Source organism: Vibrio gangliei (assembly GCF_026001925.1).
Taxonomy (GTDB): Bacteria; Pseudomonadota; Gammaproteobacteria; order Enterobacterales; family Vibrionaceae; genus Vibrio; species Vibrio gangliei.
In genome coordinates this window covers 2,566,370-2,582,319 of record NZ_AP021869.1, presented here as the reverse complement: position 1 = coordinate 2,582,319, position 15,950 = coordinate 2,566,370, and the positions used below count along the sequence as shown (strand labels likewise).

Below are 15,950 nucleotides of genomic sequence, written 5' to 3'. Positions count from 1 at the left end.
GGAATAAGAAGCGAGAAATGAGAATCTAGACCTCTTCAGCAAGCTCCGAAGTAACTTCTAGCTTCGATTGCGAATAGAAGTAACCCGCTAGCAAACCTACAGTACATAATACCGCCGCATAACCTGTGGTTGGTAGCGCTTGGCTAGCAAAGGCAGCTACAAATGCGCTAGCAAGGCCACTGATACAAATTTGTAAGCTGTTTTGCAAACCTGCTGCCGTCGCTGGGCTATTTTTGCAGCTTGAAAGGGCGCGGTTAACCACGATTGGGTATAGCGCACCGTTAGCAACCGCGATAAAACAGAACGGGATCAGTACTGGCCAAATGTTGGTAATGTGCATTTGTGAAGCAGCAAACATTACAGCAGATGAAGCGGTAAACAGAACTAATAACGCTTTGAGTACTTTGCTATCACCCAGTTTGGCGACATAACGCTTACCAAAATAGCCACCTGCCATAAACGCGATGGTTTGAGGCACAAAGCTTAAACCAATGTCTTTGGCATCATAGCCCATTGAAGTCATGATCTCTGGCATGCCGGTGAGATAAGCAAAGAAGGTCGCAGAAGCCATCGCAAACATCAGCACGTTACCTAAGTAAACACGTGAAGCAAACAGCGCTTTAATATCTTGTTTAATTGACGTTTGTTTCGGTTCAGCCGCTTCATCTTTAGGTTGTGCTAGCGTCATCCAAGTTAATGCCGCGCCGACTACCGTTAAGAAAATAAAGATGCTTGACCAACCAAAGTGACTCATCAAGAACACACCTAATTGCGGTGCGATGGCGGGTGATAACGCCACTAACGGCATAATTGATGCAAAAACTTGTTGGCTCACTGAGCTCGAGTAACGCTTGATCACCATGGCCTGCCAAATAACCGCAGGTGCACACACACCAATCGCTTGTACAAAACGTAATGTTAATAATTGCCATACTTCTTGGCTAAAACCTAAACCTAGAGAAGCGAGAGAGAATAAAACCAAACCAACCGCCAAGGTATTACGATGGCCAAATTTATCGGATGCTAAGCCCCACAATAATTGACCCGAAGCCATACCCGCTAAAAAGATCGATAAAGACAGCGCGATCGATTCTGGCCCAGTGGCAAAGTGTTGTTCTAGGGTTTTAAATGCTGGCAAGTACATGTCGGTGGCTACAAAGCCCAACATGGAAAGTGCCGCTAAGTAAAACAGTTGTGTTTTGGCGATATTCATAAGACATCCAGTAAACAGTAATCGGTGATCAATGGCCAAATAGAGTCGGCCAAATTGGAATGAAAGCATTATAAATTCTTCAATCTAAGAAATTAAACGTTATAATTTTCAGGTATCGTTCAAAAAATTTGATAGGTTAGCTATGTACTCCAAACAATCGCTGCAAATGTTGGATACCGTCGCCCGAATGGGCAGTTTCACCGCTGCGGCTGAGCAGTTACATAAAGTGCCTTCCGCCATCAGTTATGCGGTTCGCCAGGTCGAGCAAGAGCTTGGCGTGAAATTATTTCATCGCTTAACGCGTAAGGTGGAATTAACCGAGGCTGGGGAACATTTCATTAAAGAAGCGCGACAGCTGTTACGTCAAATGGAAGAGGTCAAAGCGCAAACCAAGCGAGTGGAAAGTGGCTATCATAAAACCGTCAAACTCACGCTCGATAACATCGTTAAACTCGAACCACTCAAAGCTTTGATTGAAGATTTTTATACCACCTTTGATTACGCTGAATTGCAAATCAATATGGAAGTATTCAATGGATCATGGGAAGCAATTTCAGAAGGGCGAGCCGATGTGGTGATTGGTGCGACTTCTGCTATTCCGGTAAGTGGCGATTATGGGGTGAAATTGATGGGCAGCATTGATTGGGCTTATGTGATGGCAAGCGATCATCCGTTGGCCAGTCAAACCGAGTTGAGTGACGAAGATTTATCTCATATTCCGGCCATTTGTTTAGATGACACCTCGACCATTTTACCTAAACGACACACTTGGCATTCCGCCCAACAACGACGTTTATTGTTACCCAATTGGTTTAGTGCCATTGAATGCCTCAAAAACAAAGTCGGCATGGGCTATATGCCGCGCCACATGGCTAGCCATTTTATCGTCCAAAATGAGTTGATTGAAGTGAGCTTAAAAGGCGATAAACCACTCAGTGCTTGCTGTTTAGTGTGGAGAAAGCATCAAGATAATAAGCTGGTGGAATGGTTGATTGATTATCTCGGCGACAGTGAAAAACTGTATCAAGATTGGTTGAAGTAGGGGTTATAAAATGACACCGCAGTTAAGTGCGGCGTGGGGTTAATCTTGTAATGCGTGGCGGATAAAGCCGTTATGTTGCTCTAAGCGTTGCTTTGCTTGCTGGGCATCAATATTAGCCAATAACATTAAAATGGCTGTCTTACAGTGACGTCCGCAGGCATTGAGCGCTTGTTCCGCTTGCTCGACTGTTGCTCCAGTCGCTTCCACCACAATATTGGTTTGGCGTTGAATCAGCTTAGCGTTAGTGGCTTCGACATCAACCATAAGGTTACCGAACACTTTGCCACTTTTTATCATGGCACCCGTGGTGAGCATATTCAAAATGAGTTTTTGCGCTGTCCCTGCTTTCATACGTGAAGAGCCGGTCACTACTTCCGGCCCAACAACTGGTGTGATGACGATATGGGCATGTTCTTCCATTGGACAACCTGGATTACAGGCAATGGAAACGGTTTTTGCGCCAATGTGTTGAGCATACTGCATACCACCGATGACATAAGGCGTACGTCCACTGGCCGCGATGCCCACCACCATATCTTTTGAACTGAGATTGAGAGACGCAAGATCACTTTTGCCAAGCTCGCTATTGTCTTCGGCATTTTCTACCGCTTTTAAAATGGCTTGATGACCACCAGCAATTAGCCCAACCACTAAGTCAGGATTGGAACCATAGGTTGGTGGGCACTCACTGGCATCCAAAATACCTAATCGACCAGATGTGCCAGCACCCATATAAATTAAGCGACCCCCTTCAGAAAAAGCTTGAGTGATGGTATCGACGGCTTGCGCAATTTGAGGCAATTGACTTTGTACCGCGAGTGGCACTTTTTGATCTTCTTGGTTAATGACGGTCAGCATATCCAGTGTCGATAGATTATCTATTTCGGCACTGGCTTGGTTGCGGCTTTCGGTGACTAACTGGGTTAAATCGATTTTCATGCTCTCTCTCGCTCAAAACGGGTTTGGCATAACATAAGCCTGATGAAGCAGAAAGTAAACGCAGCAACGGACTTGGAAAAGTAAAGCGACCAAATTAGGTCGCTTTAAGAGGTAGGTTATTAATAGGTAGTTTATTTGGCCAAAAAGAACTTATACGACGGGCTGTCGTTTTCATCTTTGTATTGATAGCCGAGCTCTTTAAGATGCGCAGAGAAACGCTCTAAATCGGAATCTTCCAATTCAAAACCACATAATACTCGGCCATAGTCTGCGCCGTGGTTGCGGTAGTTAAATAGGCTGATGTTCCAATGGGTGCCGAGCGTGCTTAAAAATTTCAGCAGAGCGCCCGGTGATTCTGGAAATTCAAAGCTGTATAAACGCTCTTGTAATGGTTTGAGAGGCTTGCCTCCGACCATGTAGCGGATGTGCAGTTTAGCCATTTCATCATCGGATAAATCCGCCACTGGATAACCGCCTTGGCGCAAATCTTCCACAATATGATCCAGCTCGGCTTGGCCGTCTTGCAAGCGAACGCCGACAAAAATATTAGCTTGGCTGTCATCGTTATAGCGGTAGTTAAATTCGGTAACCGCGCGTCCGCCAATCAGGTTACAGAACTCAAAGAAAGCGCCTTTACGTTCTGGAATGGTGACGGCTAGTAAACCTTCTCGTTTTTCACCCAGTTCACAACGCTCCGACACATAACGCAGGCCGTGGAAGTTAGTGTTCGCACCCGATAAAACCGTACCCAATTGTTTGCCTTTGAGCTGGTTTTGCTCGGCAAACTTTTTCAATCCGGCTAAAGCAAGAGCGCCCGAAGGTTCGGCAATGGCGCGGGTGTCTTCAAAGATGTCTTTGACCGCGGCGCAGATTTCATCGCTAGAAACGGTAATGTGTCCATCTAGGTATTCTTGGCAAACGCGGAAGGTTTCATTACCGATGATTTTCACTGCCACGCCATCGGCAAACATGCTAACGCGATCCAGTGGTACTGGTTTACCTGCATCGAGCGCGGCTTTCAAACAGGCGGAATCTTCCGGCTCAACGGCAATCACTTTTATTTCAGGCATCAATTGCTTGATTAATACTGCGACGCCAGCGGCTAAACCACCACCGCCAACAGGCACAAAGATATAATCTAAATGGCCATTTTGTTGCAGCATTTCCATACCAATCGTGCCTTGACCTGCGATCACCAACGGATGATCAAATGGCGGCACATAAGAGTAGCTGTGTAGCTCGGCGAGACCTTCCGCTTCGGCTTTGGCTTCATCAAAATTGCTGCCATGTAGGAGCACTTCACCACCAAAGTTACGTACCGCCGTGACTTTAATATCAGGCGTGGTTTTTGGCATCACAATGATGGCTTTAATATTGAGTAAGCTGCCCGATAGCGCGATGCCTTGTGCATGGTTACCGGCAGATGCAGTGATCACGCCGGCTTGCTTTTGCGCATCGGTTAAACTGGCGACCATGTTATAAGCGCCACGCAGTTTAAAAGAATGCACCGGTTGGCGGTCTTCACGTTTGAGCTGAACCTTGTTGCCTAAGCGCTCCGATAAACGAGTCATGTCTTGCAATGGCGTGACTATCGCCGCTTCATACACAGGTGCGCGTAGAATGTGGCGCAGATATTCCGCGCCAGTGTAAGGTAAAGCTGTGGATTGTGTGTCTTCTGGCATAAAGGATTACTCCTCTAGCTTAGATTTATCACGCACTGCACCTTTATCGGCGCTGGTGGCGAGCATGGCATAGGCTTTCAGTGCGTAAGATACTTGGCGTACACGGTCAGCTGGTTTCCAACCTTTAGCATCTTGTTTTTCACGACGCTCAGCCAGTTCTGCTTCACTGATGTCGAGCGTGATAGAGCGGTTTGGAATATCGATGCTAATCGTATCTCCTGGCTCAACGAGGCCGATGGTACCGCCGTTGGCCGCTTCTGGTGAAACGTGACCAATCGATAAACCAGAAGTACCGCCAGAGAAGCGACCATCGGTTAATAGCGCGCATTCTTTACCTAGTCCCATGGATTTTAGATAAGTGGTCGGATACAGCATTTCTTGCATACCAGGGCCACCTTTCGGGCCTTCGTAGCGGATCACCACCACATCACCGGCTTTAACTTTTCCGCCCAAAATACCTTCAACCGCATCTTCTTGGCTTTCAAACACCACCGCTGGGCCTTGGAATTTAAGAATGCTTTCATCTACGCCGGCGGTTTTTACGATACAGCCATCAAGGGCGATATTACCGCTCAGAACCGCTAGGCCACCATCTTGGCTAAAGGCATGTTCTTTGGTGCGAATACAACCTTCAGCGCGGTCATCATCTAAGGTATCCCAACGGCAATCTTGTGAGAACGCTTTGGTGGTGCGAATACCAGCAGGACCGGCGCGGAAGAAGGTTTTGATATCATCCGACTGGGTTTGCATGATGTCGTATTGCGCTAATTGCTCGGCCATGGTCAAACCTAATACGGTTTTGGTTTGGTTATTCAATAGGCCAGCGCGATCCAGTTCACCTAGAATCGCCATCACCCCACCGGCGCGATGCACATCTTCCATATGGTATTTCTGAGTTGAAGGGGCCACTTTACATAAGTGCGGCACTTGGCGAGACATGCGGTCAATGTCGCTCATGTCGAAATCGACTTCACCTTCTTGCGCCGCAGCTAATAGATGCAATACGGTATTGGTTGAGCCGCCCATCGCAATGTCCAGCGCCATGGCATTTTCAAACGCGGCTTTATTGGCGATATTGCGCGGTAGGGCAGAAGCATCATCTTCTAGGTAGTAACGTTTAGTGAGTTCAACAATACGTTGACCGGCTTTTAAAAACAGTTGTTCACGGTCAGCGTGGGTGGCCAGCATCGAACCATTACCCGGTTGGCTTAAACCGAGCGCTTCGGTTAAACAGTTCATCGAGTTAGCGGTGAACATACCTGAGCACGAACCACAGGTTGGGCAAGCGGAACGTTCGACTTGCTGGCTTTGCTCATCAGACACTTTTGGATCGGCGCCTTGGATCATGGCGTCCACTAAGTCTAGCTTGATCAATTGATCCGATAACTTAGTTTTACCCGCTTCCATTGGTCCGCCTGAAACAAAGATCACTGGAATATTAAGGCGCAATGAAGCCATTAACATTCCCGGGGTGATTTTGTCACAGTTGGAAATGCACACCATGGCATCGGCGCAGTGAGCATTGACCATGTATTCGACTGAGTCGGCGATCAATTCACGAGAAGGTAAGGAGTACAACATGCCGCCGTGGCCCATGGCGATACCGTCATCAACCGCAATGGTGTTGAATTCTTTGGCAATGCCGCCGGCTTTTTCAATCTCAGCGGCAACCAGTTGGCCCATGTCTTTTAGGTGTACGTGGCCGGGTACGAATTGAGTAAATGAGTTTACCACAGCAATGATAGGTTTGCCGAAGTCTTCTTCTTTCACGCCAGTTGCACGCCATAAAGCACGAGCACCAGCCATATTGCGACCATGAGTGGTGGTGGCGGAGCGGTAGATAGGCATAATATAAAGTCCTTTTTAAATCTTAATAAATTGATAATACAGAGAAATTGTTCATCTACTGGGCGTTATTTACCTTGTGGATGCTATTTACCTTGTGGGTAGACAGGATCGAGCCAGCCCCATTTGTCTTCAGTGGTGCCGTTAAATAGGCCAAAGAAGGTGGATTGAATTTTCTCTGTGATTGGGCCGCGTTTGCCGGCACCAACCGTAATTTGATCGACGCTGCGTACCGGTACAATTTCCGCGGCTGTGCCTGTCATGAAGATTTCATCGGCAAGGTAAAGCGCTTCACGAGCAATATTTGCTTCTTCAATCTCGTAGCCTAAATCTTTGGCGAGAGTGACTATAGAATCACGAGTAATTCCCGGTAAAATTGAGCTGGTAGCAGGTGGCGTAATGATTTTGCCATTTTTCACCACAAAGATATTTTCGCCCGCGCCTTCTGAAATATAACCATTTACGCTTAGTGCAATACCTTCATCGTAACCATGACGGCGAGCTTCACCACCCACCAATAATGATGATAAGTAGTTACCACCCGCTTTGGCCGCGGTTGGAATAGTATTGGGTGCGGCGCGATTCCAGCTAGAAATCATGGCATCCACACCATTGGCTAGCGCTTCTTCACCTAGGTAAGCCCCCCAAGGGAAAGCAGCGATGATGAGCTCCATTTTAGTGTCAGTCGGAGGGCAAACACCCAAACCAACGTTGCCGACAAAACCCAGTGGGCGAATGTAAGCCGAATCGAGTTTGTTGGCACGTAGCGTTTCACGACACGCTTCCATCATTTCTTCAACAGAATAAGGAATAGGAAAACGATAAATCTTGGCGGAATCTTCTAAGCGCTGCATGTGCTCTTTATGGCGAAATACAATTGGACCATTTGGGGTGTTGTAGCAACGGATACCTTCAAAAACAGAAGTACCATAGTGCATGGCATGAGTGAGTACGTGAACGTTAGCGTCCGCCCAAGGCACCATTTCGCCATTGAACCAAATGAAATCAGCAGTATTCGTAGCCATAGTATTATTCCTTTAATTTTTTATTCTGATAGATGTGTTTGCAGCAGTTCGGTCTCAACGGTGCGAATGTCCCACAATTTCTCAATTTGATTGATCAGGATTGAGATTGGGCGGCTGCTGTCGACAATGATCTCGACGCTAGCGATATTACTTTCGTGGTTTACGGTGGCGATCACTTGTCGGATTATAAAACCACGATGTCGAATCACGCGCAACACTCGTTCAAGTAATACTGGCTTGTCGTCGGCTTTTATATTTAATTGATATCTGTCCATTAGGTATTCTCCAACATATCTTGGTTTGCTGCGCCCGGTGGCACTAATGGCCAAACATTTTCTTCTTCTGAAATCAGTACGTGCAGTAAGTAAGAGGTTTCACTGGCGAGCATTTCTTTTAGTGCCGGCTCGACTTCCTCTTTACGAGTAATGGTTTTGCCCGGAATATCAAAGGCTTTGGCTAGCATGATGAAATCAGGGTTGTCATCTAGGATGGTTTCACTGTGGCGGCCATCAAAAAACAGCGATTGCCATTGACGCACCATGCCTAAACGTTGGTTGTTGAGTAGCACCATTTTGACTGGAATTTGGCGACGTTTTAAGGTGCCAAGTTCTTGAATGTTCATCATAAATGAACCATCGCCAGTGATCAGAATAGATTCATCTTGCGGACGAGCGACTTTCGCCCCCATCGCGGCAGGCAAACCAAAGCCCATGGTGCCAAGACCGGCAGAAGTGATGTAGTTTTGTGGCGCGCGAGGTTGAATATGCTGCGCGGCCCACATTTGGTGTTGTCCTACGTCGGTCGATACCATGGAACTGTCTGGCATCATATCGCTTAGCTGTTTTAATAGCTTAGGTGCGTAGATCAAATCGCCAGGGTGATCATAACGCCATTTGAATTTCTTTCTTAGGCGATCGCAGTGTTCGGTCCACTCCGACACATCGTTGCTGACTTCCAGTTGTGGCAGCAGGACATTCAAATCACCACGTAATGGCGCATGAGCATGGCGTAATTTGTTGAATTCGGCGGCATCAATATCAAGATGGATAACTTTGGCGTGTGGGGCAAAGGTATCTAGCTTGCCGGTTACTCGGTCATCAAAACGCGCACCAACCACAATCAACAAATCACACTCTTGTACCACTAGGTTAGCGGCTTTAGTGCCGTGCATGCCTAACATGCCGAGGTAGTGTGGGTAATGACGCTCAATCGTCCCTAAGCCTTTCAAGGTGCTGACCGCAGGAATTGGGTTCAGATTTAAAAACTCACGTACCGTCTCGGTCGCTTTGGCTAGTTGCACCCCTCCGCCAACGTACAATACTGGCTTGCGGCTTTTGGCTAAGACTTGTTGTGCTTGGGTAATGGCGTTTTTGCTCGCAATTGGCAGTGCCGGTGGCGTGAATTCCGGTAAGATTTTGGTCGGCGCTTGGGCCAGTTGCACATCTTTGGCTATATCAACCAATACTGGGCCAGGACGACCAGATTTCGCAAGTTCAAAAGCTTCAGAAAGGGTTGGGGCAAGTTCGTTAACGTCAGTGACTAGGTAGCTGTGTTTACAACAAGAAAGCGACATGCCAATCACATCCATTTCCTGAAACGCATCGGTACCTATGTGGCTACTGGCGACTTGTCCGGTGATGGCAACAATAGGAATGGAATCCATTAATGCATCGGCAAGGCCAGTGACTAAGTTAGTTGCACCTGGACCTGATGTTGCCATGCACACCGCCACATCTTGAGTGGAACGTGCCATACCGATAGCCGCCATTGCCGCACCTTGCTCGTGTCGACATAAAATATGCTCTACGCCGCCATCATAAAGCGCATCGTAGATTGGCATGATGGCACCGCCTGGGTAACCAAATACGGTTTTGATGCCTTCTTGTTGTAGTGCGCTGACTACCAATTCTGCTCCTGTCATTGGTGTGCCTCCTGCGCGCGGGTCGAATGTTTCTGTGGTGCTGTTTGCATGGCTCTCTTCCTTGTCCTGCTACTGGCTGTCTATTTTATTATTCTGTCATGGCCATAAGTGTGTATTTGGTTTTAAAGTGTGTTTCGGATTTTAAGCTGTGTCTCGGATTTTAAAAATGGATAAAAAAAGCCCCCGACTTAAAGTGCGGGGGCTTAATAGTGTCTGGTGTTACTTTTCGCTCACTAATCCCCGCGCGGACTGAATAATGACCACGACAAGGAGAATAATCAGAGTACGAATACGAGCGATAAAGTTCATTTCAATTCCATTTGAAGGTGTAACTCAGTTCCTACTGTTAGTGGTATCACAAAGACTGTTCAGATTACAAGCAAAAACTCACACTTTTTTCACCGACAAGCTAAGCGCAAAGTTTGTATATAGGAAGTGATAGATTGAAATGAATCACTAAAGGATAGATAAAATGGAGTTAGCAATCATACACAGTCGCGCTTGTGTTGGGGTAGAAGCGCCAGAAGTCACTGTCGAAGTCCACATAAGCAACGGCATGCCCGGTTTTTCGCTGGTGGGGTTGCCAGAAACCACGGTCAAAGAATCCAAAGATCGAGTGCGCAGCGCCATTCTTAATTCCAATTTTGAGTTCCCCGCCAAACGTATCACCGTCAATTTAGCGCCGGCGGATCTGCCCAAAGAAGGTGGACGTTTTGATTTGCCTATTGCTTTGGGGATTTTAGCGGCGTCACAACAAATTGCGATCAATAAACTCGATAGTCATGAATTTGTCGGAGAGTTGGCGTTATCGGGCGAATTACGCAAAGTGAAAGGTGTGCTTCCGGCAGCCTTAGCGTGTTTGAAAATTGAACGCAGTTTAGTCGTGCCCAATGATAATGGTGATCAAGCGGCGTTGGTGGGGCAAGGTTTGCATAAATCAGCCGCGGCCTTATTGGAAGTATGCGCGGATTTATGTGGTCAGCAAACCATGGGGTTATTTACCTCGCCTGATGCACTAACAGAGCCAAATAATGAACGCGATCTGCAAGATATTATTGGCCAGCAGCAAGGAAAGCGTGCGTTAGAAATCGCCGCCGCCGGTTCACATAACTTGTTATTTTTAGGCCCGCCGGGAACGGGGAAAACCATGTTGGCATCGCGTTTGTGTGATTTATTACCTGAAATGAATGACGATGAAGCGCTAGAAAGTGCCTCGGTTGCGTCTCTCACCGATGTGGAAATCAATCATCATAATTGGAAGAATCGTCCGTTTCGCGCTCCTCATCACTCCAGTTCAATGGCGGCATTGGTGGGCGGTGGTTCGATTCCAAGGCCGGGTGAAATATCACTGGCGCACAATGGCTTATTGTTCTTAGATGAGATGCCTGAATTTGATCGCAAAGTTCTTGATTCATTACGTGAGCCATTAGAATCGGGCGAAATTATCATATCGCGCGCGGCTGGTAAAACGCGCTTTCCGGCTCGCTTTCAATTAGTCGGTGCGCTAAATCCAAGCCCTACCGGTTATTATGAAGGCTCGCAAACTCGCGCCAATCCACAAATGATTTTACGTTATTTAAGCCGCTTATCAGGCCCATTACTGGATCGATTTGATATGTCGATAGAAATTCCAGCTTTGCCGAAAGGCACATTATCGCAAGGTGGTGATCGAGGAGAGCCGACTCAAGTGGTGAAACAGCGAGTGTGGCAAGCCAGACAAGTGATGCTCAAGCGCAGCGGCAAAGTTAATGCTCTGCTTAATAGCCGTGAAATCGAGACCGTTTGTGTATTATCTAAGCCCGATGCGGAATTTTTAGAACATGCTTTGCATCAATTAGGTTTATCAGTACGGGCGTATCATCGCATTTTAAAAGTAGCGCGCACCATTGCAGATTTATCACAATCTGACACCATTCAAAAAGCGCATTTGGCCGAAGCATTGGGTTATCGAAATATGGACCGCTTACTCAAGCAATTGACAGCGCAAGCGGTATAGCGATCTGGATCAAGCGTAGATGAAATACACTCAACAATGGGCGATAAAAGTATATAATGCCGTGTTTTTTCTGCGTCTATAAGGGTGAGAATGTTGTGACGGCTATTCGTTTTATTATCAGTTGCTTTATTGTGATCATGAATACCGCAATAGTATCACTAGGCATTTGTTTGACTGCAGTGGTGAAATGTTTACTGCCTCTTGCTCCGGTCAAGCGCGCGATGACGTTTGTTGCCAACCGAATGATGTGGATATGGGCAACCATTAATAATGCCACCTTGAATGTGATTAACCCGGTGGAATGGCAGATTGAAGGTGGTGAGCAATTAACCCAAAAGGGTTGGTATTTGGTGATTTGTAACCATCAAAGCTGGGCGGATATTGTGGTGTTGTGTAGCGTGCTGCGTCATCGCATACCGATGCCGAAATTTTTCTTAAAGTATGAATTGTTATTTGTGCCGTTTGTCGGCATGGGGTGTTGGGCGCTGGATATGCCGTTTATGCGTCGCTATAGCAAAGAGTATTTGGCAAAACACCCAGAGAAAAAAGGCCAAGATTTACAAACCACGCGCCGTTCATGTGAAAAGTTTCAGTACACGCCAACCACAGTGGTGAACTATGTGGAAGGCACGCGTCATAGTTATGATAAAGCCGCGAATCGCCGTTCACCTTATCAGCACTTGTTATCACCTAAATCGGGCGGCATAGCCTATACATTAGCGGCGATGGGGGAGCAGTTTGAATATGTGGTGGATGTAACATTAGCCTATCCAGAGAACATTCAAACGCCATTTCGCGATATGTTGACAGGAAAGCTGACTAAGATTGTGGTGAAGATTGATGTGGTGCCGATGTCACAAGTGCCGCAAGGGGATTATTTCAATCAGCCGGCCTTTAAGCGAGAGTTTCAGTCTTGGCTCAGTGGTCGTTGGAAAGACAAAGATGCCTACCTTGATGAACTATACCAGCAGCATCAAACCTTTTCAGATGTGAAAAATTAGATGAAAAATAGCACAATAAAAAAACGGGAAGCTTAATGAGGCTTCCCGTTTTGCATTAGAAGAGGGTTACTTTTTCAATAAGAAATCAATCAAATCAAAGTATTCGTTAATGTCTTTTACCTTACCCGCATCAACCACGTATTTATTGTTGACCACAACGGTTGGTACACCAGATAGACCAGCTTCTTGGAATGACTTATCAAAGCGACGCACCATAGAATCAACCGCAAAGCTGTTGTAGGTACCATCATAATCTTCAGCAGAAACACCGTGATCTAAGAAGATTTGACGTAATTCAGCTTCGTCTTTTGGTGGGTTACGTTGATCGTGAATGCGTGCAAACATCACCGGCACCATTTTGTCTTCTACGCCAAGAGAAACCATGGTGGCATAAGCTTTACTCATTGGTTTACCCATGTTGCCACCCATAAATGACACAGAGACTTTTTCAAACTCAGCGTTACCATCAAGGTGTTTTTTCAGTGCGCCGATCATAGGCTCAAACGCGTGACAATGTGGGCAGTAGAAAGAGAAAAACTCGGTCACGGTTGGTGAGCTGGCTTTTGGAAGATCGAGAACCTTGTAGTAATCACCTTCAGGAAAGCGTTCTGCGTGAGCGGCGAAGCTCAGTAGCAGTGTGGCACAGAGGGCAAAAATTTTTTTCATTGTTGAATTCACTCCATTTCATTTCAGGTGAGTTACGACCAGTTTTCAATCATCACCATTGAGGGGTCAGGGTGAGCGCTGGTTGTTGTAACGCAGATAGTTGTTCTTTAAAACTGAGCACTTGGTTTTCCCAGTATTTTGCATCGTTAAACCAAGGAAATGCAATTGGAAACGCCGGATCATGCCAACGTTTTGCCAGCCAAGCCATGTAGTGCACCATTCTGAGACCACGTAAAGGCTCGATCAGTTTCAATTGGTTATGATCAAATTCGCAATATTCGGAGTAGGCTTCCAAAATAATGTCGAGCTGCATGAGTTGATCTTGACGCTCACCACTGAGCAGCATCCATAAATCTTGTACTGCCGGGCCATTACGCGCGTCATCCAAATCAACAAACATCGGCCCATCGCGCCATAAGATATTGCCGGGATGACAATCACCATGCAATCGAATTTGCGATGAAGGTGTAAACCAATGTTGCTCAATTTGCCCTATCAAGCTATCGAGATCGCTAAAAAAGCTATTTTCTAAGTAGCTAGGAATAAAACTCGACTGTTGCAGGATTTGCCTTGGTTGGTATAAATACTCTTCCAATCCCATGCTTGGGCGATGAGTAAAAGGTTTCGATTGACCCACTTGGTGAATGCGTCCCATAAATCGGCCAACCCATTCCAGTTGATCGAGATTATCCACTTCAAATTGTCGCCCGCCGACACTATCAAATAAGGCGAATAGGTAACCTTGATAATGGTGCAAGGTAGAACCATTGATCACACACGGTGGCGCAACGGGAATATCTTGTTCGAGTAATTCTTGGGTAAATTGATGTTCTTCAAGAATTTGTTCTTGGCTCCAACGTTGTGGGCGGTAGAATTTGACCACATAGCGTTTTTTGTCTTCATCGACAAATTGATACACGCGGTTCTCATAGCTATTGAGCGCTAATAAGCCCGATTCTGTGCGAATGCCAATACTTTCCAAGGCATACCACATAAAGTCGGGAGTCAGTCCATCAAAATTAAACGCGAGTTCAGCTGAGTCAGGATGATTCATAGAATAATAAAAAAGGCCAATTACTCAGCCTTTCCTTAATTAAGTTTCTCAATTAGAGCTTTTTGATAAAGCGACTTTCAACCGCTAAGGTAAAGCCATCATTGTCGGTGAGTATAAACTCAAATTTGACAATCGGCGAGGTTAACTCCCCAGGGCTAACCGCGAGGCTGATAGGCTGACTAATGAGTTGCCCTGCAGGTACGCTAATGGTTTGGCTACCGTACCATTTCACATCGGTTAAGCCTTTCACATCAATGTGGTATTGCTGAGTTTGTTGGGTTTTGTTCATCACTTTTAAGGTGTAGGTGTTTTCAATCCAACCTTGATTATCCACTCGATACATTTGATTGCGATCGCGCAGTACGCTCATATTGGCTGGATCAACCCCAGCAACTTGGGTGATGAACAGGCCAACAATCAAGATTAAAGCGGCGCCATAACCCAGTAGTTTAGGGCGCATGACTTTGGTCTTGTTGCCCGCCAATTTGTGTTCTGTGGTGTAACTGATGAGGCCGCGTGGGTAGCCCATTTTATCCATGGTTTCATCACAAGCATCGATACAAGCGCCACAGTTTATGCATTCATATTGCAGCCCATTTCGGATATCTATCCCGGTTGGGCACACTTGCACGCATAAGTTACAATCAATGCAATCTCCAAGGTGGGCCGGTTTTTCCGCTTTACGTGAACGAGGGCCACGTGGCTCACCGCGTTTTACATCATAGCCAACAATGTAGGTGTCTTTATCGAACATTGCCGATTGAAAACGTGCGTAAGGGCACATGTGCAAACACATAATGGAACGCATCCATCCCGCATTGCCATAAGTACAAGCGGCAAAGAACCACACCCAAAAAGCAGGCCAAAAGCCCAATTCAAAAGTGAAAAATTCAGTAAAAAGTTCACGTACAGGAATGAAGTATCCGACAAACACTAAACCGGTAAAAATAGAAATCACCCACCAAGCAATGTGTTTGATGGCTTTTCTCGCCATAAGGTTACCAGTGTATTTGCTGTTATCTTGCTTGCGGCGTTTATTGGCGGGGCCTTCGAGCTTTTCTTCGAACCAGATAAAGATAAAGGTCCAAACGGTTTGTGGGCACAAATAGCCACACCAAACTCGACCTAAAAAAGTAGTTAAGAAGAACAAGCCAAAAGCAGCAATGACAAAAATTAACGCTAATAAAGTGAGATCTTGCGGAAAGAAGCTAGCACCAAAGAAGAAAAATTGTTGCTTAGCGAGATCAAACAAAATGGCCTGGCGGTCTTGGTAAGTGATCCAAGGCAGAGCAATAAACAGCAGTATAAGAAACCAGCCACCATAACGGCGTAGCTTTTGAAAAGTACCTTGGCTTTTACGAACGTAAATTTTACCGTTCGCATCTCGGTTGGTTTTAGGGTCGATGACTTTGACATCGATTCTTTCATTGCTCATGTCACTTCCTTGCTGGCCACTGTTCACAGTGTTTGATTTTTATTATGTGAAACGAATGTGCCACAGTATACCGAGGATAAAAAAATGAAGCCGCAATGGGCTTCAAGATTTGTCACTTTGATATTGAAATA

General features: G+C 46.2%; 13 protein-coding genes. 3 read left to right on the top strand and 10 right to left on the bottom strand.

The genetic code is table 11. The features are described from left to right. Window positions 1-25: 25 nt before the first annotated feature. Entirely contained in the window at window positions 26-1,213 is a 1,188-nt protein-coding gene (punC, locus tag Vgang_RS11930; protein WP_105902947.1) for a purine nucleoside transporter PunC, read from the bottom strand. 142 nt (window positions 1,214-1,355) lie between these two features. On the opposite strand from punC, the gene punR reads away from it, so the two are divergent. Further along, window positions 1,356-2,255, top strand: a complete 900-nt coding sequence (punR, locus tag Vgang_RS11925; protein WP_105902946.1) for a DNA-binding transcriptional activator PunR — start codon at window positions 1,356-1,358, stop codon at window positions 2,253-2,255. A gap of 39 nt (window positions 2,256-2,294) precedes the next feature. Here the strand turns inward: punR and murQ are convergent, their stop codons facing one another. The 6 genes from murQ to ilvG all read right to left on the bottom strand — a co-directional run bounded on the left by murQ (window position 2,295) and on the right by ilvG (window position 9,667). After that, window positions 2,295-3,194: an N-acetylmuramic acid 6-phosphate etherase gene (murQ, locus tag Vgang_RS11920; RefSeq protein ID WP_105902945.1), complete on the bottom strand. Its 900-nt coding sequence runs from the start codon at window positions 3,192-3,194 to the stop codon at window positions 2,295-2,297. Window positions 3,195-3,325: 131 nt separating this feature from the next. Further along, a complete protein-coding gene (gene ilvA / locus Vgang_RS11915) occupies window positions 3,326-4,876 on the bottom strand; it encodes a threonine ammonia-lyase, biosynthetic (RefSeq protein WP_105902944.1) in 1,551 nt (516 codons plus the stop codon). 6 nt (window positions 4,877-4,882) lie between these two features. Then, window positions 4,883-6,724: a dihydroxy-acid dehydratase gene (ilvD, locus tag Vgang_RS11910; RefSeq protein WP_105902943.1), complete on the bottom strand. Its 1,842-nt coding sequence runs from the start codon at window positions 6,722-6,724 to the stop codon at window positions 4,883-4,885. A gap of 83 nt (window positions 6,725-6,807) precedes the next feature. Next, a complete protein-coding gene (locus tag Vgang_RS11905) occupies window positions 6,808-7,746 on the bottom strand; it encodes a branched-chain amino acid transaminase (protein ID WP_105902942.1) in 939 nt (312 codons plus the stop codon). A 20-nt stretch (window positions 7,747-7,766) separates the two neighbouring features. Beyond that, the gene (gene ilvM / locus Vgang_RS11900) at window positions 7,767-8,021 is read right to left on the bottom strand and encodes an acetolactate synthase 2 small subunit (protein WP_105902941.1); all 255 of its coding nucleotides are present in this window, start codon (window positions 8,019-8,021) and stop codon (window positions 7,767-7,769) included. After that, a complete protein-coding gene (gene ilvG, locus Vgang_RS11895; RefSeq protein WP_105902940.1) occupies window positions 8,021-9,667 on the bottom strand; it encodes an acetolactate synthase 2 catalytic subunit in 1,647 nt (548 codons plus the stop codon). Before ilvG ends, ilvM begins: the two co-directional genes overlap by 1 nt. 472 nt (window positions 9,668-10,139) lie before the next feature. Between ilvG and Vgang_RS11890 the strand changes: the two genes are divergently transcribed. Then, window positions 10,140-11,663, top strand: coding sequence for a YifB family Mg chelatase-like AAA ATPase (locus Vgang_RS11890; RefSeq protein WP_105902939.1), 1,524 nt, complete (start codon window positions 10,140-10,142; stop codon window positions 11,661-11,663). A 56-nt stretch (window positions 11,664-11,719) separates the two neighbouring features. Further along, a complete protein-coding gene (locus tag Vgang_RS11885; RefSeq protein ID WP_105902938.1) occupies window positions 11,720-12,664 on the top strand; it encodes an acyltransferase in 945 nt (314 codons plus the stop codon). A gap of 66 nt (window positions 12,665-12,730) precedes the next feature. Here the strand turns inward: Vgang_RS11885 and Vgang_RS11880 are convergent, their stop codons facing one another. Genes Vgang_RS11880 through ccoG form a run of 3 tightly spaced genes read right to left on the bottom strand, consistent with a single transcriptional unit; the run spans window position 12,731 to window position 15,819 of the window. After that, entirely contained in the window at window positions 12,731-13,330 is a 600-nt protein-coding gene (locus tag Vgang_RS11880; RefSeq protein ID WP_105902937.1) for a thiol:disulfide interchange protein DsbA/DsbL, read from the bottom strand. 52 nt (window positions 13,331-13,382) lie between these two features. After that, window positions 13,383-14,384 (bottom strand): serine/threonine protein kinase, encoded by a 1,002-nt coding sequence (locus Vgang_RS11875; protein ID WP_105902936.1) that lies wholly within the window; start codon window positions 14,382-14,384, stop codon window positions 13,383-13,385. 52 nt (window positions 14,385-14,436) lie between these two features. Continuing rightward, entirely contained in the window at window positions 14,437-15,819 is a 1,383-nt protein-coding gene (gene ccoG, locus Vgang_RS11870) for a cytochrome c oxidase accessory protein CcoG (RefSeq protein ID WP_105902935.1), read from the bottom strand. Between the last annotated feature and the right edge of the window lie 131 nt (window positions 15,820-15,950).

Bases quoted from the DNA above. Each gene is read 5' to 3' on its own strand.
- punC (WP_105902947.1), bottom strand. From the start codon at position 1,213: ATGAATATCGCCAAAACACAACTGTTTTACTTAGCGGCACTTTCCATG.
- punR (WP_105902946.1), top strand. From the start codon at position 1,356: ATGTACTCCAAACAATCGCTGCAAATGTTGGATACCGTCGCCCGAATG.
- murQ (WP_105902945.1), bottom strand. From the start codon at position 3,194: ATGAAAATCGATTTAACCCAGTTAGTCACCGAAAGCCGCAACCAAGCC.
- ilvA (WP_105902944.1), bottom strand. From the start codon at position 4,876: ATGCCAGAAGACACACAATCCACAGCTTTACCTTACACTGGCGCGGAA.
- ilvD (WP_105902943.1), bottom strand. From the start codon at position 6,724: ATGCCTATCTACCGCTCCGCCACCACCACTCATGGTCGCAATATGGCT.
- Vgang_RS11905 (WP_105902942.1), bottom strand. From the start codon at position 7,746: ATGGCTACGAATACTGCTGATTTCATTTGGTTCAATGGCGAAATGGTG.
- ilvM (WP_105902941.1), bottom strand. From the start codon at position 8,021: ATGGACAGATATCAATTAAATATAAAAGCCGACGACAAGCCAGTATTA.
- ilvG (WP_105902940.1), bottom strand. From the start codon at position 9,667: ATGACAGGAGCAGAATTGGTAGTCAGCGCACTACAACAAGAAGGCATC.
- Vgang_RS11890 (WP_105902939.1), top strand. From the start codon at position 10,140: ATGGAGTTAGCAATCATACACAGTCGCGCTTGTGTTGGGGTAGAAGCG.
- Vgang_RS11885 (WP_105902938.1), top strand. From the start codon at position 11,720: ATGCCGTGTTTTTTCTGCGTCTATAAGGGTGAGAATGTTGTGACGGCT.
- Vgang_RS11880 (WP_105902937.1), bottom strand. From the start codon at position 13,330: ATGAAAAAAATTTTTGCCCTCTGTGCCACACTGCTACTGAGCTTCGCC.
- Vgang_RS11875 (WP_105902936.1), bottom strand. From the start codon at position 14,384: ATGAATCATCCTGACTCAGCTGAACTCGCGTTTAATTTTGATGGACTG.
- ccoG (WP_105902935.1), bottom strand. From the start codon at position 15,819: ATGAGCAATGAAAGAATCGATGTCAAAGTCATCGACCCTAAAACCAAC.